The following is a 24,743-nucleotide window of genomic DNA, read 5'->3' on the forward strand; positions in this document are numbered from 1 at the left end:
AAACCCTACACTCTTTGCCCATTGGGGATTGGTTCATCCGTAAATTACTTAGTATGTCAATGCAAATGAGTAATTTTGTGATTTATAATATGAAGAGCCGTATGACGGGAGACTGTCACGTACGGTTCCGTGAGAACGCAAGGACGAAACTCCCTCGCGTGACTCGATTATAGGCAAGGCAGACGAGGTCAGTCAAAATTATAATAAAGCAATATTAATGAGAAACCCCAAATGGCATAGAGATGAAATTATTTTAGCATTAGATTTATACTTCGATGAAGAACGAGGTACTATTAATGCTAGTAATCCTAAAATCATTAATCTCTCTAAAATACTTAATAAGCTCCCAATATTTGACACAAAACCAGATGAAAATCTTTTTAGAAATCCAAACGGAGTAAACTTAAAACTTTCAAATTTTCTTGCTCTTGATCCAAATTACAGCGGAAAAGGAATGCAATCTTATAGCAAATTAGACAAAGAAGTATTTGATGAATTCTTTAACAACAGAAAAAGGCTAAGAGAAATAGCCAGAAAAATAATAAATGTGGTAGAGAATGTTGAATTAAGAAACAAAGTATATCAAATTGAAGATGATGAGATCAGCGAATTAGACAGTGTGAGTGAAGGGCTTGTCATATATAAATTACACAAGGTACGGGAAAGAGATAATCGCATTATTAATGAAAAGAAAAAAATAGTATCAAAAGAAAAAGGATGTTTAAAATGTGAAATTTGCGGTTTTGATTTTGAGGAAACATATGGTAATTTAGGAAAAGGATTCATTGAATGCCACCACCTAAAACCGTTATCTGATTATGACAGCGAAAGAGTAACAGAAATTACTGATTTAGCATTATTATGCTCTAACTGTCATAAAATGATTCATAGAGATTTGACTGTTTCAAGTGTTGAAGATTTTAGAGAAAAGTGGACTATAACGTAGTTTGTAAAATAATAATGAGAATATTTATTATAAAAAAGAGCAATAAATATACAATTATAACTACACGCACAGCCTACAAAATGCAGTTTGGCGCAAGTGGCGGTGTAGTTCGCAGAAAGAGTTGAGCAGACTTGAAAAATTTATCGCCTGCGCAAACAGCAGTAAGCCGCCACCTTCGCCGTGCCGCCGTTCGTTAGCGGCAATTGGCATGTAGAGGAAAAACGTATCAAAATCGAATAAATACGTATCAAATCGTATAAGAACCCGGTCAACAGAAAAGGTTGAAGCCGTTTTACTTCAAAATATCTAAGATATGATTAGCTCCGAGGAAAAATCAAAAAGAAACATGACCTCAAAGAAGGCTATTTATCCTCAATATAAAAAACGAATAAAAACAAAACTGTTTCCGAAAACATGCTTGTTGCACAACTACGATATTGTACATTTTAAAGCAAAACCTTAATACTCCTGTTTTGTAATTATCATTACTGCACAAAACCTGAGCAGGTATGCAATTTATCGGACTATTACACGTTACTACGACGGCAATTACTTTATGAAAGGGCTTCCGCCGGCTGAAATAATACAGGAGGAAATATCTCAAAAAGTATATTTATCACGCAAAACCTATCGCCCAAAGTGTTAACTCGAAATAGCTTACAATCCGGAAATGTGGAAACCATCATCTGTTTTATTTTGAAGGACAGTATCCTCGTAAGACAAATATCAAAGACTTATAAATAGAAAAGCAAACTAATTATTCCGATGCAAAAACTAATATCATATCCCGTATCTATTGTTTATTATTTCCTACATGGAACAATATTGATTGTTTTTCAATTAATCCAATGGATATGTTTTAACATGTTCGGATATGAGGCTCACAAAAAGAGTGTGGATATTATGTGTTTCTTTTTAGTAATCAGCACTTATTTATTGTTTACGAGATACAAAATAAACAATCTTAAAATACTGCCGACGGGTGTTCCTCTGATCTTTGCGGCAAATCATCAAAGTATGTACGATACAACTTCTCTTGCCTGGTTTCTACGGAAGACGCATCCCAAATTTATAGGAAAAATAGAATTAAGCAAAGGACTGTTTGGTATTTCATACAGTATGACTCATGGAGGTTCGGTGCTTATAGACAGGAAAAATCCGAGGCAATCTTTGTCTGCGATACAGGGTTTGGCTCAATATATAGAAATAAGCAAACGTTCGGCTATCATATTTCCCGAAGGAACAAGAAGTAAAACAACGAGTAAACCGAACCAGTTTGCAGAAAACGGATTAAAAATTCTTTGTAAATATGCTCCTTCTGCCTATGTAGTTCCTATAACAATAAACAACTCGTGGAAAATGACAAGATGGGGTTCTTTTCCTTTAGGTATAGGTAATAAACTTATATTTACAATTCATGACCCTATCCCCGTAAAGGATGTTCCCTTCAATGAAATTTTTGAAAAAACAGAACAAAGCATCATTCGGGCAATTCTTCCGGTCGAATAAAATTGATATTTGATTAAGAACTATATTATCACATCTATCTTCTAACTAAAAGTTTGTTCATAAATAGACTATTAGCATAGTTTATTAAAATGAAACCAACTAATTATCATTACAAAGAAGTCAAAAACAAAGCCTTGAATTCTTTCCGATTTATCCGTGCATTCCGTTACTGCGCTTAGGAATAATGATGATTTACAGTATTAACATCTAACTTATTCCGAATTAAATAAAATTAAAAATGGCCTTTTCGGCAAAACAATTTGAGCTGTAAGGCAAAATATTATTGCGGCTTTTGTTCTACTTTTGTATCGTAAAATTAAATGAATAAATAATGAAAACAAGAAAATTAGGTAATAAGTTAGAAGTGTCGGCCATAGGACTTGGCTGCATGGGTATGAGTTTCGGATATGATCCGTTGCCGGATAGAAATGAAATGATAACTGTAATTCGCTCGGCATACGAAGCGGGTGAAAGCTTTTTCGATACGGCTGAAGTTTACGGGCCATACGCCAATGAAGAACTGCTTGGCGAGGCGGTGGCCTCTTTCCGTGATAAAGTAGTTATAGCAACAAAATTCGGTTTCAACTTAGTCGATGGAAAACAAACGGGCGTAAACAGCAAACCGGAAAATATCCGTAAAGCGGTTGAGGGCTCTCTTAAAAGATTGAAAACAGATTATATCGACCTGCTGTATCAACATCGTGTAGATCCGAACGTGCCGATCGAAGATGTGGCCGGAACCGTAAAAGACCTGATAAGCGAGGGAAAAGTAAAGAACTTCGGACTGTCGGAAGCAGGTGCACAAACTGTTCGTCGTGCCCACGCCGTTCAGCCCGTTACCGCCGTTCAGAACGAGTATTCGCTCTGGTTTCGTTGCCCCGAGAAAGAACTTATACCAATGCTGGAAGAGTTGGGTATCGGACTGGTTCCTTACAGTCCGCTCGGCAAAGGTTATCTTACCGGACAATTCAACGAGAATACTACATTCGGCAAAAACGACTTCCGCAATATCCTTCCGCGTTTCACGCAGGAAGCTTTTGCCGCCAACAAAGCGATTGTGGATCTGCTGAAAAGCATAGCCGACGAAAAGGAAGCAACACCGGCACAGATTGCTCTGGCTTGGCTTCTGGCTCAAAAGCCCTGGATTGCTCCCATACCCGGAACAACAAAACTACACCGCGTAAAAGAAAATATAGGAGCGGCCGATATTGTGCTTACTCCCGAAGACTTGAATAACATCGAAGAGGCGAGTGCCAAAATAATCATACTTGGCGACCGCTATCCTGAAGCATTAGAACGTACAACCGGATTATAAAAATCAAAATAAAATGAAAATATTAATATCAATAATGAGCCTCTTGATGGCTACATCCTGTGGAGCAAGCTCGAACAGGACTAATACAAATAACGAAAATACGGAAACAAACATGGAAAACGGATCAAAGAAAAGCATAGTGGTTTACTATTCCCGCAGAGGAACGAACTACCTGAACGGCGCTATTGTCGATTTGAAGATAGGCAACACAGAAGTGGTTGCAGGTAAGATACAAACACTTACCGGGAGCGATATATTCCGCATTGAGACGGTAAAAGCGTATCCGGCGGACTATACGGAAACAACCGAAGTGGCAAAGCGGGAATTGGACGAAAATGCCCGTCCGGAGTTGACGGCCGGAATTGAAAATATGGAGCAATATGATGTCATCTACCTGGGTTATCCTAACTGGTGGGGAACTTATCCAATGGCTGTTGCTACCTTCTTAGACTCTTATGATTTCTCCGGAAAGACAATTATTCCGTTCTGCACCCACGAAGGCAGTGCCTTAGGCAGTAGTGTACGGGATATAAAAAAGGCGGTACCCGGTGCAACTGTTCTCGATGGTCTGGCTATCAAGGGAGGAAATGTGAATAGTTCGGACAAAGTAATCGAGGACTGGATTAACAGCAACAGAAAATAAATTATGTATCAAAAAGATTATACAATGAGAAGATTATCAATCTTAGCAGTTGCAGCCCTAATGTTTTTAGTGCCGTCCTGCAAGCAGAATCAGAGTGCTGACAATCAAAATTCAGAAAACATGAACAATACAGAACAATATACTTTCGAGTTAAGCAACAAAGTTACCCGTAAGAAAGTAACTTTCAAAAATCGTTACGGAATCATGCTGACGGGCGACCTGTACATTCCGAAAAATCAAACGGACAAGTCCCCTGCACTTGCTATCAGCGGTCCTTTCGGTGCGGTTAAAGAGCAATCGTCGGGTTTATATGCCAACCAAATGGCTGAGCGCGGATTTATTGCGCTTGCTTTCGATCCGTCATACACCGGAGAAAGCGGAGGTGAGCCCCGCCATGTTGCATCACCCGACATTAACTCCGAAGACCTTAGTGCTGCAGTTGATTATTTGGGAACACTTGAAAACGTTGACCGGAACAGAATAGGTATGATTGGTATTTGCGGATTCGGAGGTTTCGCATTAAACACAGTTGCTGTTGACAAACGTGTTAAAGCAGTAGCAACCGCAAGCATGTACGATATGTCGAGAGTGAAAGCAAAAGGTTACTTTGATGCCATGACCTTGGAGGAACGCACCCAAATATTGGAGGAATTAAGCGACCAGCGCTGGAAAGATGCTGAAAACGGAATGCCGGCCTTAGGTCCTAAGGGATTGCCTGACAAAATTGAAGGCAATGAACCTCAGTTCGTAAAAGATTACTTTGATTATTATAAAACTGGGCGGGGCTTTCATCCGCGTTCGATAAATTCAAACAGCTCGTGGACGACTACCACTCCGTTATCGCTTATGAATATGCCTGTTCTGACCTATATCAAAGAAATTTCGCCGAGGCCGGTGCTGTTGATTGCAGGAGAAAATGCTCATTCCCGTTATTTCAGCGAAGACGCTTACAAGGCGGCTTCAGAACCGAAAGAGTTAATGATTATTCCTAACGCCGTGCATGTAGATTTATACGACCGTATGGAATTTATTCCGTTCGATAAACTGGAATCATTTTTTAAAGAACATTTAAAATAAAGCTATGGATATATTTGAAAGAATGAAAAACGGTGAGTTGATACGGTTAGACGATCCCGATTATCCGAAAGTTGGTGATGCTATAATTAGAGCTTTCAGAATTACCGGAGAACTTAATTCGTCCTATCATCCCGATGATGAAACACGCGCTGTTTTAAGCGAACTTACCGGACAAGCCATCGACGAAACAACCACGGTTAAGTTGCCTTTCTATACGGATTTCGGACAGTTTATCCGTCTCGGGAAAAATGTCTTTGTAAATTTCGGTTGCGGATTCATGGACAGAGGCGGAATTACTATTGAAGATAATGTGCTGATAGGCCCGAAAGCCAATCTTATTACTGAAAACCATCCTGAGGAACCGGAACTCCGGCGGTATGTTTATGCAAAACCTATCCATATTAAAAAAGGAGCATGGATTGGCGCAGCAGCCACAATTCTGCCCGGTGTAACTATCGGAGAAAATGCGATGGTAGCTGCCGGGGCGGTTGTTACGAAAGATGTTCCTGATAATACGATAGTAGGCGGAGTTCCCGCTAAAATAATCAGAAAGATAAAAACAGAACAGTCATGAAAAAATTATTATTATTCGGCTCGATGCTTTTGCTGGCATTTACAGTCACGGCATGCGACAGAAATTCCCTGCATCGGGAAGATATAAATAACGAAGAAAATAACACCGAAAGCAATACAATCAAATTAACCGTAGGAGACAAGACCTTCACAGCCGCCTTAGCGGATAATTCTTCGGCAAAAGCCTTGAAAGAACTGCTTGCCGAAGGAAGTATAAGTATTGATATGAGAGATTATGCCAATATGGAAAAGGTGGGACCTTTAGGTACTTCTTTACCGAGAAACGATGAACATATCACAACAGCTCCCGGAGATTTAATTCTTTATCAAGGTAATTCATTCGTCATTTATTATGCACCCAATACCTATTCCCTTACCCGTTTGGGTAAAATCGACAATGTTACCCGCGACGAGTTGATAGACGCATTGGGTAGCGGAAATATAACTGTAACCCTTTCATTAAATTAAATTATGAGTGTAAAAATGAAACAAACCCTATTCATCATTGTAGTCGTAGGACTGGTTTTAACCGGATGCGGCAACAGACAGGAAAAAAGCAAAGACATTATGAAAACAGTAACAAACGGAGAAATTCCGAAAATCAGTGACTTTCCCTTAGGAAATGAAAACACCGGTTATGCACAGTATTTTTCTGGCAGAAGCTGGCTGGCGCCGCTTACTGAGATGAGCGAACTGAATGTGCCTATTTCCAACGTAACCTTTGAGCCGGCTTGCCGCAATAACTGGCACAGCCATACGGGAGGACAGATTCTCGTTGCCGTGGGCGGCGTGGGATATTATCAGGAAAGAGGAAAGCCTGCCGTGCGGATGATGCCCGGCGATGTGATAGAAATTGCACCCGACCTTGAACACTGGCACGGAGCAGCCCCCGATACTTGGTTTTCGCACCTTGCCATAGCATGCAATCCGCAGACCAATCAGAATATATGGCTCAATCCGGTCAGCGATAAAGAATATCTTGAAGCTGTAAAACGGGAGGAACTGAAATGAGCGGTAGAAGTAAAATAGCCTTTGCACTATGTGCATGCATGCAGTTATTTTTTAACAATCAATTAAAAGCACAGGATATGGAAAATAGTTTAAACCCCGAACAACAAAAGATAATTACCATTGCCGCTAATACGGCAATAGGCAATCTCGACGCTCTGAGCACAGAATTGAATGACGGACTCGATGCCGGCCTAAGCGTAAACCGGATAAAAGAAGTATTGGTTCAGATGTATGCCTATGCCGGATTTCCGCGAAGCCTCCAAGGAATCAATACCTTTATGAGTATGCTCGACAGTCGCAAAGCCCAAGGGATAAACGACCCTGAAGGAGCCGATGCTTCTCCCATAACGGATTCACGCGACAAATATACCCGTGGGCGTGAGATACTGGAGAAACTGACTCTTACCGATCAGAAAAATATTACGGGAGCCAATGCTTTTGCTCCGGCTATCGACAATTATTTAAAGGAGCATTTGTTTGCCGATATTTTCGAAAGGGACGTGCTGACCTATGCCGAACGTGAACTCGCCACTATATCCGCTTTGGCAGCTATGGCAGGAGTTGATCCGATGTTGCAATCGCACATGAATATGGGCTTGAACGTAGGACTGACCGAAGCGCAGCTAAGACAGCTCGTTTCTATCATCGGTAACTCTATCGACAGGCGGCAGGGTGATAATGCCCGGAAGATATTGGATAAAGTTATCGCAGCAAGATCGCCCGGCAATAAAGTCGAAGGAGCATCTCTGAACAGAACTCACATTTCCTCCGGAAATAATAAAGTCCGCCTTTCCCTGATTACAGTAGATCCCAAGCGGCTGGATAAATATAATGAATTCCTGAAAGAAGAAATTGAAGCATCAATGCTGTTGGAACCGGGGGTATTGGCATTATATGCCGTTTCCGAAAAAGAAGCCCCGAATAAAATAACCATCCTTGAAATATATGCTGATGAGGCAGCTTATCAAGACCATATTAAAACCCCTCATTTCATTAAATACAAACAGGGAACACTCGATATGGTTCAAGACCTCGAATTGCTCGATGTAAACCCCCTTATTCCGGAATTGAAGATTAAATAAGGCGAACATAATTAAATATTCATAAGGAAATAAAAAAGAATTACGGGTCAAAACTCGCATTTACCCTACGCCCGTTACAGTTAATGAGCGGTGTTGATCAGGGTTTTATTTATGTGAACAAATCTATTTCCTGAATCGAACCCCAAAGAAAGGCAGGGTTTAATTGGTGGTAGGGGTAATACCCCCCAAGTAGAATTATATTTATGGCAGATTACTTTCTTCCCGATTATTCCATCGGTATCCTATAAACTATATTTTGATAAGAGCCAGCGTAAAGTGAAATAATCTGTAAAATCTTTTCAATACAAGTCAGTCAAAAAGCGAGCTATCCTTTGCAAGAGCTGCAGATTACCACCTAAAATAAAAGTCCGCCGGTTACAAGTATCCTGTTTGTTTAATCAAACCGAATGATATTTTTATGATACTTATGAAAATCGAGATGGGATTCCCTTCCCGAAACATTCCGTCAATAGCCGTAAGATGCCGTATTTACTATTTTCAGCAATGTTTTATACTATTATAACAAAAGATAATTTATTGATTATTGAGCCCGTAAATAAATTTCAAAGAAAATTTTATAAAAAGGTCCTGTTTTAATAAATTTATTTTACTTTTGGCCGACTAATTTGGCCGGCAAATTAAACTTAAATTTTAGTAATTAAAAACAAAAAAAGATGGCAGTAAGTTATGTAATTCAGGAGAAAGCCAACCCTATGGATAGGGAAGCTCCAAAGAAATTCTATGCACAGGCAAAAAGCAGGGGTGAATTAACATTGAAAAAATTAAGTAAAGAAATTGCCGAAGGCTCTACTACAGTAAGCGACAGCGATGTACTGGCAGTATTGAACGACCTTACCAAGGTGTTGAAACGGCATTTGGAAAATGGCGAGATTGTCCGTTTCGGCGATTTCGGTACATTCCAGATTGCTATCAGCAGCGAAGGTGCTGAAACAGAGGCGAAATTCAACGCGTCTATGATTAAAAAGTCGAAAGTAGCTTTCCGTCCGGGAAGCGATTTAAGAGAGATGCTTTCGACCTTGAAATTCGAAAAAATGAAGTAAACCGAAATGCTGCCTTGCTTTTTTGAAAAGCAAGGCAGCATTTTAAAAAAGCAGCCTTCCACTTTCCCAAATGCAAGGCAGCATTTTAAAAAAGCAGCCTTCCACTTTCCCAAATGCAAGGCAGCATTTTAAAAAAGCAGCCTTCTATTTTCCCAAATGCAAGGCAGCATTTAATCAAATACAAAGGACGATTTTGGGAAAAGGAAGGTAGGAAATTAGGGAACAAAAAGATGCGTGTATTTATGAGTTATGGACAATGCATGGCAGATACCAATATTTTAAAAAAAAGTATAAATAAATAAATTGGAAATGAATAGTAGATTACAAGCCATAGAAAATTCCCTTGCAAGTATAAATGAAACCGTTTTTCAAGAATTATGTGATAGTTTTTTAATTCTTAAAAACGAGAATTACCGTGCTTTTTCGAGAATCGGAAGTCAGAGCGGAAAGCAAAAAACTATAAAAGGAACACCTGATACTTTTTTTTTGTTGCCTAATGGTAAATATGTATTTGTGGAATATTCAACCAATATTTCTAAAGGTGTATCAAAACTGCAAGAAGACATAGAAAAATGCCTTAATACTACAAAAACAAAAATTCTAATAAATCAGATTGCAGAAATAATACTTTGCATAAACTTCAATTTAAATACAGAAGAAATTCAATCTTTGAGAAGTCTATTGGGTAAAGCTAAATTGACATTAACAATTTATACTCTTGATTCTTTATCATTAGAACTGCATTTGCAACATAGAGACTTAGTTCATAAGTATTTGGGATTACCTTTGGATACAGGACAGATTGTTTCTATTAGCACTTTTGTTGATGAGTACAATAAAGCGTCAAAGGGTATAGCAACGCCACTGGATAATACTTTTCTACACAGAGATGAAGAATTAGAAAATATCAAACAGCAAATCAAGCAAAGCGACTTCTTAATAATCACTGGCGTTGCAGGAGTTGGTAAAACAAAAATAGCAATTGAGGCTATTAATAGTTTTTTAGCGGAGAATTTATCTTATGATGCTTTTTGTGTTTCTTATAAAAATTGTGAATTGTTGAGTGATTTATATCAACACTTTGACGATAAAAAAGATTATATCCTTTTCGTTGACGATGCCAATAGAATAGATGCTTTTAGTCAAATTACAGGTTTTTATAAATCGCAACGAACAGGTAATTTAAAAATTCTGCTTACTGCAAGAGATTATGCTTTGCCCATTGTAGAAAGTTTTTGTTTTGGATTTGTACCCGCCCAATTTAATTTAAAAAAGTTCACAGATGAACAAATTACTGATATTATCAAGGCAGAACCTTTCAATATCTCAAATTGGCAGTTCCATAAAGAAATTGTTCGTATAGCGGATGGCAATCCGCGGCTTGCAATTATGACGGCATTGCTTGCAAAGCAAGAGCAAAATATTTATGCTTTAGCGGATGTGTCCGATTTGTTTGAGAAATATTTCTCAACATTTGTAAATGATGATGGAGAATTCTCCAATCAATTTAATATCAAATGTCTGGGAATTATTGCTTTTTTTAATGCTATACCCTATAAAGATAAAAATATAACTGAACCTATTTTACAAAATTTTGGTGTTGATTATTCATTATTTATTGATGCAATTGAAAAATTAGACAGATTAGAATTAGTAGAAATTCGATATGATTATGTGAAAATCCCCGAACAAAATTTAGCAACTTTCTTTTTCTACAAGACATTTGTAAAAGATAATTTACTCTCATTTGAAATACTTTTAATAAAATATTTTAATGAGAATAAAAATCGGTTTAAAGATTGTGTTATTCCTGCAAATAATACTTTCGGCTATGAAAATGTGATGCAAAAACTTAAACCTATTCTCCAAAACTATTTAAAATCAATAGAAAATGATGAAGAAAGGATATTTGCATTTTTAGAAACATTTTGGTTTTACCTGCAAGAAGAAACATTATTGTTCGTTTACAATGGGATAAATCAATTGCCTTTACTCCATAACATCATTTATGAAGTTAAATATGAAACAAATGATTTTACTTATGAACAAAATAAAGTTATAGAACTGATTAGTAATTTTTTCCGATTTCAAAACAAACTCAAGGATGCAATCGAATTGATTTTTGAGTTTGTCAGAAAGAAACCTGAACGTTTACCAGAACTTATACACAACATTAGAGAAGTACTTGTATTTGATTGTACAGACGAGGGCTATGGTTTTGAAAGGCAAAATATACTTTTCCGAATTTTAATTGATGGGTTAAATAAACAGGACATTTTATATTCAACGATATTTTATGAATTGTCAAAAACATTTCTTGCTTTTAAATATCGACAAACAGAAAGCGGAAGACATAATACCATATCACTTTATCAATACCCAATCCCCGACAATAAATGGATTAGAACATTTCGAAAAAACATTTGGGAGAATGTAAATGACAATTTCAAAACGTTTCCTGAGAAATCTCTCGAATTATTGCAGAGTTATGCAAAAGTAAGTCCAGACGTGACAAAAGAATTAATGGAATATGATATTCAATTTTTGATACCCATTATTGAAAATCATTTAATACCTGACATATTTGAACACTGTTTGTATGTTCAAGAACAAATTAGATGGTGTAAAAGAAATGAAATAACACCTTTTGAATTCGTTTCTTTATCTCAAAAATTTACAAATCCAACTTATGAAATGTATCTTATTTTAGACTGGGATAGTTATAGAGATAAGAATAGTTATGATTTTGACAACTATAGAGAATATGAAAAATTAAAGGAAGTAGAAGTTCGAAAATATTTTGTTTTTAATGACATTCAAGAAATCAAATCGTTTTATGATACTTTTATTCACTTAAAAAGTATTGCAGAAAATGATTGGAGTTACAATAACTCTTTCGATTTAATTATTGATGAAAATTGCTCAAAGAATTTCGAATTAGGTTGTCAGTTTCTATCCGAAGTAATAGCTACAAATAATCAAATTAGTTATATTCCAAGAATTGTTTTTAGAAATCAATTAATCACACAGGAAAAATCACAATATATCTGGAACATTATACAAAGCAATGATTTTGAAAATAGATATTCTTGGGAGTTGTCTTTTTATGATAATCTGGCAGACAGTCTAATCAATGAAAAATATATTGAACAGATTAAAAATACTGTAAAAAAACTACCGGATAGAACTTCAATATGGTTTGGCGGCTTAAAACGATATTTAGCTGTTGAACCTAATTTATTTCAAGAATTATTACAAATCATTATTGATAAGCACGAAAAACAGGACAAAATAGTTTTTGTACAATTCAATATTATAGAAGACCATTTTGATGAGTTAGGGAATGATATTGATTTAATAAAGAAACTATACTTGCAACAGGATTTAATAGACAATCACTTTGACCTAACTCGAAAAGGATTTGCAAAAATTATACAGCGAGACGAAAACTTTCTTATTGAGTATATAAATCAACATTGCTTGCATGAAGATAGATATTTGAATGTCATTTGGGAATCCGCTAATATTGAGCCGATCCTAAAAACTGTTTTTGATTCGATTGATAAAAAAGATATGTATTTTGGGTCTAGAGGGCATTTTTGTAATTCTTTCTTTTGGAATTTACCACAAGAAGCAAATCGTCGTGCAAAGAACTTTCTTCTGGATTATTGCAGAGAAAATTATGAAAGTTATAAGAAAACGAATCTTATTGTGGATATAGCAAGACATTCAATGAGAGAGTTATTTGAAGATGTGTTGTTACTGTTTATATCCTTAACACAAAATGTTGATTTATTTTCTAAAATTTGGTGGATAGGAAATGGAGGAATGTATTCAGGCGATGTAATAATTGGAGACGTTAAAGCTGCAGAATGGCGTAAAATACTTTCTATTGTTGAAAAATATGACATTGGAATAAAATTGTTGCCCATAAAGCAGTATATAAATCAAGAAGTTGAAAGTTCATTAAATTATGCTGATTGGGAACGAAAAAGAAAATTTATTGAAAATGATTAAAGTTCAATTATATAATAGATAAAAAAATGCACAGTTGTTAACAAGAAGTCTGCTACAATCTAAGTGTGATTTCGCCGAAAGCGTTGCGGGAATCTGGTAGTTTATCTCACATCGTCAATTCACTTAACCGGTACTTTGCAAAACCGCTGGAAAGTAAACCGGCGAATAACATGCAAAACCGAAATACCTTTTAACTTTAAAAGAATAACTTAAATAAATTATTACTTTTGCCATGTTTATTCATTAATATACACGAACATTATGAAACACTTTTTAGCCTTACTTATATTCATTTTAATGTTTTCCGGATGTACTACAAACCCTGATAGGGTGGATCTTACAAATTATCATAAAACAGCTATTTATTATGGAGGAGACATACTCACCATGAATGATGAAATGCCTGTTGCCGAGGCCGTTCTTATCGGGGACGGTAAAATTTTAGCCGTAGGAAAGCAGAAAGAAATACTTAAAAATAAGAAAAGAGATACTAAACTGATAGATATCAAAGGAAAAACCATGCTTCCCGGTTTTATAGATTCTCATAGTCATATTAATCAGGTTACCAAGTTTCCCGATTTCTCGCCTGCCGAGGGAGTAGTTTCAAAAGAAACTTTAGTAGAATACGGAGCACAGCAATTTAATGAATGGTTTGAACGCTCCCAAGCCGAAGGAACTTATGAGCAGGGTGATTGGTTTATTGGCAACGGATATGATAATACTATATTTCCTAATGCGGAAAACCCAACTGCTGCGGATCTTGACAAGATATCAGCCGATATTCCGGTATGCATAATTCATATGAGCAATCACGTGGCCGTAGTAAATAGTAAAGGCTTAGAAATTCTGGGTTATTATACCGGCAGTCAGTATATGGCAAAATATAATAAACTTCTTGGGAAATATCCGGACGGAAAGCTTAATGGTTTGTTGGAGGAGGAAGCATATTTCAGGCTCTACTTTGACCCGAATGTCATTATGGATAATACCAGAACCAATACTCCTACCGATGAAAATATCCTGCGGAATGCAATGCATTTATATGCAAGTATGGGAATTACCACAGCTCAGGACGGAGCCGGAAGTAATATTGCGGAAAGTGTAAAAAAGATTATTGCAGAAGGAGATTCGTTATTGATAGATATCAATAGTTACGGTCCCAAGGAAAATATGCCCGGTCCTAGTAGAGAAACAAAATATACCAACGGATTGAGGATTGCCGGGGTAAAGCTTTTCCTCGACGGTTCTCCGCAGGCAAAAACAGCCTGGCTGCTCCAACCGTATTATGTTGTGCCTGATGGTAAAAGTGCAGACTATAACGGGTTTCCACAGATGACCGATGCGGCTTTATATGAGGAACTGGTTATTTGCATGAGAAACGGTTATCAGGTTATAGCACATGCAAACGGGTCTGCAGCAATCCGGCAATTCCTTGAACAATATAATAAAGCCTTGGAAACAACAGGAGCCTCTCAAGATCTTATGCCGGTCATTATACATTCCCAAACAATAACAGAAAGTCAGTTGGATGAAGCGGAAAGACTCGGAATCAATCCTTCCTTCTTTCACGATCATACCTACTACTGGGGAGACTATTATCTTTCATCCATCCTTGGTCCGGATTTGGGGCAACACATCAGTCCGTTAAGTTCCGCCCTGAAAAGAAATATTAATGTAACCATCCATCAAGACTCGCCGGTAGTACCTCCGGACATGATATTCAGCATACATAATGCGGTAAATAGAATTACCCGCAACGGACAATCAATAGGACAACAATATACTGTCGATCCTATGGACGCAATTAAATTGGTTACAATTAACGGTGCCAAACAATATTATCAGGAAAACGAAAGAGGAAGTATAGAACCCGGAAAGATTGCGGATTTTGTTATTCTGGATAAGAATCCCGTTAAAGTTGATAAACTGCATATAAAAGACATTATAGTTCTGGAAACTATAAAAAGAGGTAAAACAATTTACAAAAAAGAAATATAGATTTACAAGATTCCAATAGGTAAGTGCGTTAAAAGATAGCCGCAATTATTTCACCTTAAATATTATTATCTCTTTTTATTAAGAACACCTGATGGATTTTGTTAAGACGTTGCTATTCTGCCTCCGCAATGGTCTCTTTCTGCTCCGGTTACGGATGAATAGATGTTTACCTTTTCAATCATTCTCAATACCCCCATAAAAGCAAATATCACCGCTTCTTTGTAATTGACAAGAGTTTCGTCAGGAATAATTATCTCACCTTCATTTATATAATATTCAATTCTTTTTATCAGGTATTTGTTGAAAGCTCCTCCTCCGGTTATCAGTACTCTTCCTTTTCGTTTTATGCTTCTTGCGATCTGAATTGCAATGTGTTCAGTGTAAGTAGAAATCATATCTTTAATCTTCATATTTGAAATATAATTGGCATATACCGGTTTGAAGAACGTATTTACATATTCTTTTCCTAATGACTTCGGAGGCGGAAGTTTGTAATATTCCAGATTGTTTAAATCATTCAACAAGTTTTTGTTTATTTTACCCTTTCTTGCGATTTCACCGTCTTTATCAAAATCTTTCCCCATGCATTGCGACAATTCGTTGAGGATTATGTTTGAAGGACAGATGTCAAATGCCACTCTCACCTTCTTTTCATCAATATATTCATCATAAGAGATATTACTGAATCCGCCTATGTTGATACAAAAATCATAACCGCCGAAAAGCAGTTTGTCGCCGATTGGAACCAAAGGCGCGCCTTGTCCGCCCAATTCAACATCCTGCGAACGGAAATCATAAACAACAGGTAATCCGCATATCTTGGAAATTACGTCACCCTTACCGATTTGTACTGTTATCCCTTCACTTGGCTTGTGGAATATAGTATGCCCGTGGCTCGCAATAAAATCGGGATTGATATTATATTTCTCACAGAAAACATTCACTTGTTTCCCTGTAAATTCTCCGTATATTCTGCTTTTACCTTCCAAGTCGGTTTTATCGGAATAAAAAGCATCCTTCAACAGTTGATGAATATCCTCCGGATAAGCAACGGTTTCCGCAATATTTATTTTAAAATGCCATTTATCTGTGAAATAAAAACTGCAAAAGACAATATCAAGTCCGTCTTGACTTGTTCCGGACATTAATCCGATTACTTTATATGTTTCAGTTAAATCATTATTCATCTTACAGAAGTAAATGCAACTATTTTTTTAGAACTTTTTTATTAATGACAATTTTTCCATCACAAACAATTTGAACATAATAAACTCCCTTTGGTAAGGAGGTAATATCTATATTCGTTTTTTCTTCTGCAGGATTAATTTTACTAATGATATTGCCGGCAGTATTGAATATTAAAATATTAACCGATTGATATTTTGCTTTTTCGAATTGAATAATAAATTTCCCCGAAGTAGGATTCGGATAGATGATAATTTCTTCGGTATTATTAACCGATATGCCTATATGAGTAGTAATAAAAATTTCCTCATTACCGAAATAGTATTCGTCTTCGGCAATTTCTACAAAGACTCTATATGTATATTGAGTGTTAGCATCCAGATTAATTAAATCATATTCAAGTTCATTGATAGAAGGGCTAAGATTAATTTTGGTGAAATCTTGCTCGGAAGATTTTTTATATTCGAAACCTTGAGCAATTAAAGTAGTATTCTGGATATTAACAAACCCATTTAATGTTGCGTTCGAATATGAAATATTTGTTGCCGGTAAAGTTGTCATTACACTCATGCTGAAAATGGGATAACCCTCATTAACAAAAGGTTCAATATCCGTTTTATATGTTAGCGGATCTGCATTTAGAATATTTACAAATTCTTGAGTTTGCATGTCTTCGCTTATTTTATCCATTCCTCCAAAAGTACCCGAACCATCACAAGTATTTAAGTAATAAGAATTATCTACCTCGTGACTACCGTATTTATATCCGAGAATGCCGCCTCTTGTTTTTCCTGTAAGAGTTCCCACATTATAAGAGTTTTTAATAAGAATATTTTCATATGAAGTTCCGACAACTCCACCCGAATAAGCATTAGAAAACGTTGAAGAAAAGATTTCACCTGTATTATAGCAGTTGGATACAGTTGTTTTTTTACTTTCCCCGATAATTCCTCCTGCAGATGAAAATATCTTAGAAGTATTGGCAGAATTAGTAGCAGAGATTTCACCTTTATTATAACATTTATTCATTAATATATTACTTCCGGAATTACTGGAAATAATTCCTCCGGCATAAGATGAAGGGGAATAATCATCATCACTTGATGGGCAAGAACTATAAGCAACAACATTACCGGTATTGTAACACTCGGTTACATCCATACTTGCTGCAACGTTCACATAACCAATAATTCCTCCGGAATAAGCATTAGCCAAGGTCGAAGTACATGAAGAAAGAATTTCACCCGTGTTATAGCAGTTAGTTATAGTAATATTTTCAGTAACTATACAATGCCCAATCATTCCTCCCGAATAAGAGAAAGACGGAAAGCCGGTAGGCGAACACGAAGTGTTGGAAGATATTGTGCCTGTATTATAGCAGTTGTTTATAGTTGTATTAGATCCATATCCTACAATACCTCCGGAACAAAGATAAGAGCCGCTAGAATTACAATAAGAATTAATATTAGCCGTATTATAACAATTTTCAATTATAACATCCGATGAATATCCTACAATACCTCCTAAATATTTACTGCCGCTCCCAGATAATATTACGGTACTTTCTCCAATAATTCCAATATTCCTTACACTTCCGTATTGAGCATATCCGAATAATCCGGCTCTCGTTAAAGTTTGGCTTTCGAGATACATATTACTAACCGTATGTCCGTCTCCGTCAAAGTGACCGGCAAAGAAATAATAATTGCCGTTAGGTATATAAAAACCCATTGAAGGCCATTGAAATGTTTGGCTACCGACAAGGTCAACATCAATTGTCATTCGGTAATATTTATTATAGCCGACCGCAGGTCCGAGAGCGCCGATACCATTATTTACAATATAAGCTAAGTAGGCGAGATTTTCGGCACTTTCAATTAAATAAGGATCGCTTTCGGTACCCGAACCGTTTTCCCATGGCTCATAGTTGCCTGTCCATACGCTCACTTGGGCATGGGATAATGAAACAATTAGGCTTACTAATAGGGTTGGTAGGAGTTTTTTCATGATTTTATTTTTTAGGAGATGAATAATATTTTGTGACGTTTGGGTAGATTTTTACTTTATTTTTCATGTTTATTTCAATATTTCTGACTTATTAATCAGATACAAAGGTAACTGTATTTTGTGTTTTATACAAATTTATTAGATTATGCATTGTCCGTCCTTGACAATAAAATTCCGTTACTTACCGTTATTCAAATTGTTAATATCAATAATAGAATTTATAAATCATTCTTCTTTAGATATAAAAAAAACAGTAACTTTGCAAGTTAAATCAATTTACGTAAAATAGAAAAAATGTTTAAACTTATGTTTCTTCAAATCTTATTACAAGTTCCCGTGTCGGCGGCAGATTCGCTTGACATGAGTATGCCTACTGAAATTAAAACTTCATTTTGGCAAATGTTTAATTACGGTGGTGTAATAATGTATCTTTTGTTATTGCTGTCGTTAATAGCCGTTTATATTTTTGTGGAACGTTTGATAATGGTTAATAAAGCAGCCAAAGACGACAAGGTTTTTATGACCAAGATAAGTGAAAGTATACGTGCCGGTAGAGTTGAGGAAGCAAAAACTTTATGTAATTATACGAATACTCCGCTTTCAAGAATGATTGAAAAAGGTATTAACAGTCTTGGAAAACCTTTGCAGGATATAAAAACCGCAATTGAAAATACGGGCAGGCAAGAAGTTGCAAAACTTGAAAAAAATGTCCCCTTCCTTGCTACTATCTCCGGTGTTTCTCCGATGATAGGTTTTCTTGGAACAGTTGTAGGAATGGTTAAAGCCTTCTACAATATGTCTATGGCAGGTAATAATCTTGATATTTCTATGCTTTCCGAAGGTATATATCAGGCTATGATCACAACTATCGGTGGTCTTATCGTCGGTATAATAGGATACATTCTTTACAATATAATTGTTACCAGAATTGAAAACGTTGTTACATTGCTCGAAGCAAAAACAACTGAGTTTATGGATGTTCTTGACGAACCCGCTGATAAATAATTGAATTATGGCAATCAGAACAAGAAATAAAATAAGGCTTGATTTTAACATGGCTTCAATGGCGGATCTGGTTTTCCTGCTGTTGATATTCTTTATGTTAACATCAACATTGGTGAGTCCGAATGCCGTAAAACTTTTACTGCCTACTTCCAACAGCAAAACAATGGCAAAGCCTGCTACTGTAACGGTTTATATAGACGATAAATATAATTATTATTTTGAGGATAAACTGATTTCTATTGATCAATTGGAAACCGGACTGAAAGAAAGGCTATATGGTGAAACGGATGCTTCTATTGTTTTACGTGCCGATAAAAGCGTTGAACTGCAGTACGTTGTTTCGGTTATTGACGCCGTTAATAATGTTAATGATTATTATGGTGCAAAAAATAAAGTTATCTTGGCAACCCGCCCACCAAAATAGGATTTAAAAATGAAACTAAAAGATAAAGCATCTCTTACAGGTTTAATAACTACTTTAGCGGTTCATATCGCAGTGATAGTAGTTTTATTGCTTATGGCATTTATTACCCCTTTGCCTTTACCGGGTGAGGAAGGTGTTGAGGTTATGCTCGGCTCTTCGAGTTCCGGCAGCGGAAGTGATTTGCTTTACGAAAAACCTAATGTTTTACCTGTTACTCCCAGCCGTCCGAGTTCTTCTCAACAGGAATCTGTTTCTACTTCAAATTCCGATGAGGAAATTTATATGCCGGAAAAGACCGATAAAGTTGAGAAGACGGATAATGCCGATAATATAGACGAAAAGGAGAATGTACAGCAAGAGCATAATCAGGTTGTAGAAAATAAGCCTGAAGTAGAACCCGAACCTACAGTAAACCCGAATGCTTTATACAGAGGTTCGTCGTCAAATAATAATAACAATCAAAGCGGTTCAGTAGGAGATGGCAGTGCCGGGTCTATCTATGGTAATCCGAATTCAACCAATGAATCGGGACTGGGCGGCGCAGGCGGCGGAATATCTTTTAGCCTCGAAGGACGTAGTTCCGTACACCTTCCGAAACCAATTTACGATTCACAGGAGCAGGGCAGGATTGTGGTGGAAATTCATGTAAATAAAAAAGGAGATGTTATTAAGGCAGTTGCAGGTAAGGCAGGAACAACGATTTCCGACCAGAAACTTTGGGCTAAAACCGAAGCTGCAGCCTTGAAAACCAAATTCTCACCTAACCCTAAAGCATCAGAAATACAAATAGGTACAATTACTTATAACTTCCGTAGAATGAATGAATAAGGATGATGTTCTAAACAGTGAATACAAGGAATGTCTAAACTTTCTGTATTCGCGTTTGCCTATGTATCAAAGAATAGGCAAAGCAGCATATAAAGCAAATCTAGACAATATTATTTCCCTTTGTAATTATCTCGGCAATCCGCAGGATAAACTTAAATTTATCCATATTGCCGGAACCAACGGAAAAACCTCCGTTTCACATTATATTGCTTCAATACTTGAGAAAGCCGGCTACAAAACCGGACTTTATACTTCGCCGCATCTTATCGACTTTCGCGAAAGAATATTAGTTAACAGCAAAATGATTGATAAAAGGTATGTCTGTAAATTTGTTGATATGCACAAGGATTTTATTCTCGAATGTAAACCGTCTTTTTTTGAAATCACAGTTGCAATAGCTTTTCAATATTTTGTAGATGAAAATATTGATTGTGCCGTAATTGAAGTCGGGCTCGGCGGGAGACTTGATTCTACAAATATTATTAAACCACTGTTATCAATAATTACGAATATCGGTTTCGATCATATGGATTTCTTAGGTAATGATTTAAGATCAATCGCCGGAGAGAAAGCCGGAATTATTAAAGAAAATACTCCGGTAATTATAAGCGAAACACAGAATGAGATAAAGGATATTTTTATTGATAAGGCATTGGGTTTGCATTCTTCAATATATTTTGCCGATGAATTAATTGAGGTTCTTGATGAACAAAGCTCATTGGATAATTTAAAAATTAGTTGCCGTTCTTATTTCAGTAATAGGCATTATGAAATAAACAGCAATCTTGTTGGGCATTATGAAGTAAAGAATATACGTGCTGTTATTTTAGCGACTGAGATTTTGAAAGATGAATTTAGAATTTCCGAAGAAGCCTTGAAAGCCGGATTTAAATCGACTGTTTTGCGCGGCAGATGGGAAGTTTTACATAAAAATCCGTTGGCAATTTGCGACACCGGTCATAATGCCGAAGGAATTAAAGAAGTTGTTGATTGCATAAAGCTGATTAAATACAATAAATTGCATATTGTTTTTGGCGCCGTTGGCGATAAAAATCTTGATGAGATTGTAACACTTCTGCCTAAAGATGCCGAATACTATTTTTGTAAACCGTCGATACCTCGCGGAATGGATATAGAAATATTGAAAGCGAAATTTCAATCGGCAGGAATAACAGGTAAAAGTTTTCCGTCTTGTTATGATGCATATCAACAGGCACTGAAGAATGCCGGAGACGATGATCTTGTTTTTGTAGGAGGAAGTACTTTTGTTGTTGCCGATGTATTGGAAGCAATTGAAATCCGATTGAACATCCGATAATTATCACGCCAACATATTATCATTCTAGTACATTATCTCATATCAATAATAGTTGCTTCCGGAAAATTCTCCTCTTTAAATTCAAAAATGGTTTTATCCTTGTTCGTATTCGGAATGAATTTAGTTATTATATACTCATATTCAGTGTTGTTGCTGTCGATAACGCTTAAAGAACTTACATGATTTGTTTTATTATTTAAGGTTATTTGTAAGTTTATTAATAGATCGTCTTTTTTCGGCTTAAAATCTATTGTTACCATAGACTGGAAAGTTGAGGAAATGCTTATGTCGAAATGATCTTTATAATTAAAAATCAGTGAAAACGGATTGACTATATCTTCATCGTCTTCTTCATTGTTGAAAATCGTTACTTCATTAATATCACTATAAAAATTAATAGTTTCTTTTCCGTTATCAATCATAATCAAATTTTCAATTTGAAGATAAAAGTTAGCCGTATCAATAAATAATATTCCGTTCATATTATTTATTGATGCGGCTTCGTCATTTATTATCTCACAAGTAAAATGAATTTCAGTAATCTTGTTCTTTGAAATAAAATCGATAAAATTATCTATAGTTTTTTCTGCTGATTGTGCAAGAGAGATGTTGGAAACTAATACAACCAATAGTGCTACTATCAAACGTTTCATGTTGTTTTGCGTTAAAATTACTTTGCAAAAGTAATTAACAAATTGATAATTGCAAATTGGAGGTTGATGTTTTTTGTAATTTTTACAAATCTCTTGATTTTACCAAATTAGTAAGATATCAATAGCAATGAATGTTTGCAAATATACATAAGGTGATATTGCATAACGGAAATCTTTGATTTTAATTAAAGTAAGAACAGTATATAAAATATTAAACCCGAAGAAAACAATACTGATAATCTTAGCGCCCGGATAGGCATTTATTAAGAAAAGACTTGCAAGTACGAAAAACATCTTATAGGAGAAACCTAAGATTGCAAGCAACGGGTTTGTTTTGATTAACTTTCGTTTTAAAGTTAATAATAGTAAAACAATAATTGCCGCAATCGAAAGCAGGACATCAATTATTAAGAATCCCGGTATTTCAAAATATGCCAATAAGCACGACAATAAAAATATTATTATTGTTGCCAGTTCTATTATTTGATTTTTTGTAAACATAATAAATATTGTTTAATACCGAATATGTTGTTTCTTTCATAAAAGAATTTCTTAGAAAGAATTTACAAAAATACTTATTGCATTCAATCTGAAAATAATATTTATAATTATTAATTCAAAAATATCTAAATGTAATAAACACGTTTTTAGATTGATGTAAATTCTAAACCTGTTCCTGCTTAAAAATTAACTTAAAATATGTTAAAGCCGGAGCACTCCAACCTTAATGAATCTTAACAAACCATCAGTTTAGCGGTGTCCTATTAATTAATGCTTTCTGAATTAACTTTTCAACTATTATTAATTTCCGTATCTTTGCCAATTCTAAAATAAACAGCTGAAGTATTATGGAGAAAATATTATTTGAAGAAAAGCAGTATTTTAGGCAATGGTGGCTTATTTTGCTGTTCGTGCTAATTGTGGGAATTTTCTTATACGGTATAGTTAAGCAAGTTATTCTCGGAATTCCTTTCGGAAATAATCCGATGCATAATTACGGATTAATTTTAGTAACAACTATTATGATTATTGTTTGTTTAGCGATATTCTTTATGAATCTTGAAACGAAAATAACCAACATTGGCATATACGTTAAGTTTTCTCCCCTTGTTTTAAATTATAAATTTTTCTCTTGGAATGATGTGGCTAAGTGGGAAATTATTAAATATCATCCTGTTCGTGATTACGGCGGTTGGGGAATTAGAGGAACAAAGAAAAACAGAGTATATAATGTCTTCGGAAAATACGGATTGTATTTAATATTTAAAAACGGAGATACAATGTTAGTTGGGACTAATGAACCTGATAAGTTAAAGAAACAGCTTGAAACTAAAAATTAAATTATGGGAAAGAAATTTGAAAAAAACTTTATAGTCAATTCATTTTTTGTTGATGAAAACAGAGAGCTTACCTTACCGAATCTGATGTGTTTTTTCCAGGAAATAGCTTGGGAACATGTTAATAACAACAATTGCGGATGGGATTTCCTTCAAGAATATAATGTTTTCTGGGCAGTAATAAGATTCAGATTGATTATCGACAGAATGCCGAGATGGAATGAGACAATTAGAGTTGTTACTTGGGGAAAACCTGTAGAACGGATTGTTCATCCTCGTGATTTTGAGGTTTTTGATGAAGAAGGAAATAGAATTATAATTGCAACATCATCATGGCTTATTCTTGATGTTAATACTTTCAAACCTCGCGAAGTACATTTTGAAGGTGAAGATGAGGTGAGAATAAACGAACACGCAATTCAGGAAAGTATTCCGAGAACTCCGAAAATTGAAAACATTAATAGAAGTAGAGTAAGAGAAGTACTTTACTCCGATTTAGATATGAATCGCCATGTAAATAATACACGCTATTTATTGTGGGTGTTGGATAATTTCTCTCAGGATTTTCATAAGAATTATAAGATGAAAGAATGTATTATCAATTTTGTTTCACAGGCAATGTGGGGAATGGATTATTATATAGTTCAAGAAGAAATCGAACCGGGTAATTTCGTGTCTAACATTATTGCAAGCGACGGCGATAGAGAATTATGTTCAGTACAAACGATCTGGGAAAGCAGATAAATTTATAAAA

The 24,743-nt window shown here is 35.7% G+C and carries 22 protein-coding genes; 18 read left to right on the forward strand and 4 right to left on the reverse strand.

What is annotated here, in order from left to right:
- Nucleotides 1-217: 217 nt before the first annotated feature.
- The 12 genes from LBP67_10525 (at nucleotide 218) to LBP67_10580 (ending at nucleotide 15,232) form a co-directional block, all read left to right on the forward strand.
- Nucleotides 218-946, forward strand: coding sequence for an HNH endonuclease (locus tag LBP67_10525; protein MDR2085414.1), 729 nt, complete (start codon nucleotides 218-220; stop codon nucleotides 944-946).
- Between the two features lie 765 nt (nucleotides 947-1,711).
- Complete coding sequence (locus LBP67_10530; protein ID MDR2085415.1) at nucleotides 1,712-2,455, forward strand: 1-acyl-sn-glycerol-3-phosphate acyltransferase; 744 nt, start codon at nucleotides 1,712-1,714, stop codon at nucleotides 2,453-2,455.
- A 331-nt stretch (nucleotides 2,456-2,786) separates the two neighbouring features.
- A complete protein-coding gene (locus tag LBP67_10535; protein MDR2085416.1) occupies nucleotides 2,787-3,770 on the forward strand; it encodes an aldo/keto reductase in 984 nt (327 codons plus the stop codon).
- Nucleotides 3,771-3,804: 34 nt separating this feature from the next.
- The gene (locus tag LBP67_10540; protein ID MDR2085417.1) at nucleotides 3,805-4,413 is read left to right on the forward strand and encodes a flavodoxin; all 609 of its coding nucleotides are present in this window, start codon (nucleotides 3,805-3,807) and stop codon (nucleotides 4,411-4,413) included.
- A 60-nt stretch (nucleotides 4,414-4,473) separates the two neighbouring features.
- Nucleotides 4,474-5,490, forward strand: a complete 1,017-nt coding sequence (locus LBP67_10545; GenBank protein MDR2085418.1) for an alpha/beta hydrolase — start codon at nucleotides 4,474-4,476, stop codon at nucleotides 5,488-5,490.
- Nucleotides 5,491-5,494: 4 nt separating this feature from the next.
- On the forward strand, nucleotides 5,495-6,064 hold the full coding sequence (locus LBP67_10550) for a sugar O-acetyltransferase (protein MDR2085419.1): 570 nt from the start codon (nucleotides 5,495-5,497) through the stop codon (nucleotides 6,062-6,064).
- On the forward strand, nucleotides 6,061-6,531 hold the full coding sequence (locus tag LBP67_10555; GenBank protein MDR2085420.1) for a hypothetical protein: 471 nt from the start codon (nucleotides 6,061-6,063) through the stop codon (nucleotides 6,529-6,531). Before LBP67_10550 ends, LBP67_10555 begins: the two co-directional genes overlap by 4 nt.
- 15 nt (nucleotides 6,532-6,546) lie before the next feature.
- A complete protein-coding gene (locus LBP67_10560) occupies nucleotides 6,547-7,074 on the forward strand; it encodes a cupin domain-containing protein (protein ID MDR2085421.1) in 528 nt (175 codons plus the stop codon).
- The gene (locus LBP67_10565; GenBank protein ID MDR2085422.1) at nucleotides 7,071-8,156 is read left to right on the forward strand and encodes a carboxymuconolactone decarboxylase family protein; all 1,086 of its coding nucleotides are present in this window, start codon (nucleotides 7,071-7,073) and stop codon (nucleotides 8,154-8,156) included. Before LBP67_10560 ends, LBP67_10565 begins: the two co-directional genes overlap by 4 nt.
- A gap of 674 nt (nucleotides 8,157-8,830) precedes the next feature.
- Nucleotides 8,831-9,217: an HU family DNA-binding protein gene (locus tag LBP67_10570; protein ID MDR2085423.1), complete on the forward strand. Its 387-nt coding sequence runs from the start codon at nucleotides 8,831-8,833 to the stop codon at nucleotides 9,215-9,217.
- Nucleotides 9,218-9,526: 309 nt separating this feature from the next.
- Nucleotides 9,527-13,234: an ATP-binding protein gene (locus tag LBP67_10575; GenBank protein MDR2085424.1), complete on the forward strand. Its 3,708-nt coding sequence runs from the start codon at nucleotides 9,527-9,529 to the stop codon at nucleotides 13,232-13,234.
- Between the two features lie 261 nt (nucleotides 13,235-13,495).
- Nucleotides 13,496-15,232, forward strand: coding sequence for an amidohydrolase (locus LBP67_10580; protein ID MDR2085425.1), 1,737 nt, complete (start codon nucleotides 13,496-13,498; stop codon nucleotides 15,230-15,232).
- 101 nt (nucleotides 15,233-15,333) lie between these two features.
- On the opposite strand, the gene LBP67_10585 is transcribed toward LBP67_10580, so the two are convergent.
- Together LBP67_10585 and LBP67_10590 are read right to left on the reverse strand one after the other, a co-directional pair.
- Nucleotides 15,334-16,419 (reverse strand): anhydro-N-acetylmuramic acid kinase, encoded by a 1,086-nt coding sequence (locus LBP67_10585; GenBank protein MDR2085426.1) that lies wholly within the window; start codon nucleotides 16,417-16,419, stop codon nucleotides 15,334-15,336.
- A 19-nt stretch (nucleotides 16,420-16,438) separates the two neighbouring features.
- Complete coding sequence (locus tag LBP67_10590; GenBank protein MDR2085427.1) at nucleotides 16,439-18,424, reverse strand: T9SS type A sorting domain-containing protein; 1,986 nt, start codon at nucleotides 18,422-18,424, stop codon at nucleotides 16,439-16,441.
- Between the two features lie 294 nt (nucleotides 18,425-18,718).
- Between LBP67_10590 and LBP67_10595 the strand changes: the two genes are divergently transcribed.
- From LBP67_10595 to LBP67_10610, 4 genes are read left to right on the forward strand one after another with little or no spacing between them, the layout of a single operon-like run.
- Complete coding sequence (locus LBP67_10595; GenBank protein ID MDR2085428.1) at nucleotides 18,719-19,429, forward strand: MotA/TolQ/ExbB proton channel family protein; 711 nt, start codon at nucleotides 18,719-18,721, stop codon at nucleotides 19,427-19,429.
- 7 nt (nucleotides 19,430-19,436) lie between these two features.
- Entirely contained in the window at nucleotides 19,437-19,853 is a 417-nt protein-coding gene (locus tag LBP67_10600) for a biopolymer transporter ExbD (protein MDR2085429.1), read from the forward strand.
- Nucleotides 19,854-19,862: 9 nt separating this feature from the next.
- Complete coding sequence (locus tag LBP67_10605; protein MDR2085430.1) at nucleotides 19,863-20,681, forward strand: hypothetical protein; 819 nt, start codon at nucleotides 19,863-19,865, stop codon at nucleotides 20,679-20,681.
- Nucleotides 20,674-21,999 carry a bifunctional folylpolyglutamate synthase/dihydrofolate synthase gene (locus tag LBP67_10610; protein MDR2085431.1) on the forward strand — a complete coding sequence of 442 codons (1,326 nt, stop codon included), beginning with the start codon at nucleotides 20,674-20,676 and terminating at the stop codon, nucleotides 21,997-21,999. Before LBP67_10605 ends, LBP67_10610 begins: the two co-directional genes overlap by 8 nt.
- Before the next feature lie 32 nt (nucleotides 22,000-22,031).
- Here the strand turns inward: LBP67_10610 and LBP67_10615 are convergent, their stop codons facing one another.
- Together LBP67_10615 and LBP67_10620 are read right to left on the reverse strand one after the other, a co-directional pair.
- Nucleotides 22,032-22,652, reverse strand: a complete 621-nt coding sequence (locus tag LBP67_10615; protein MDR2085432.1) for an outer membrane lipoprotein carrier protein LolA — start codon at nucleotides 22,650-22,652, stop codon at nucleotides 22,032-22,034.
- A 99-nt stretch (nucleotides 22,653-22,751) separates the two neighbouring features.
- A complete protein-coding gene (locus LBP67_10620; protein MDR2085433.1) occupies nucleotides 22,752-23,153 on the reverse strand; it encodes a hypothetical protein in 402 nt (133 codons plus the stop codon).
- A gap of 347 nt (nucleotides 23,154-23,500) precedes the next feature.
- Here LBP67_10620 and LBP67_10625 point away from each other — a divergent pair, with 347 nt between their 5' ends.
- Together LBP67_10625 and LBP67_10630 are read left to right on the forward strand one after the other, a co-directional pair.
- Complete coding sequence (locus tag LBP67_10625; protein ID MDR2085434.1) at nucleotides 23,501-23,992, forward strand: hypothetical protein; 492 nt, start codon at nucleotides 23,501-23,503, stop codon at nucleotides 23,990-23,992.
- A 3-nt stretch (nucleotides 23,993-23,995) separates the two neighbouring features.
- Entirely contained in the window at nucleotides 23,996-24,733 is a 738-nt protein-coding gene (locus LBP67_10630) for a hypothetical protein (protein MDR2085435.1), read from the forward strand.
- Nucleotides 24,734-24,743: the final 10 nt, after the last annotated feature.

It is taken from the genome of Bacteroidales bacterium, from assembly GCA_031276035.1.
Lineage (GTDB): Bacteria > Bacteroidota > Bacteroidia > Bacteroidales > BM520 > RGIG7150.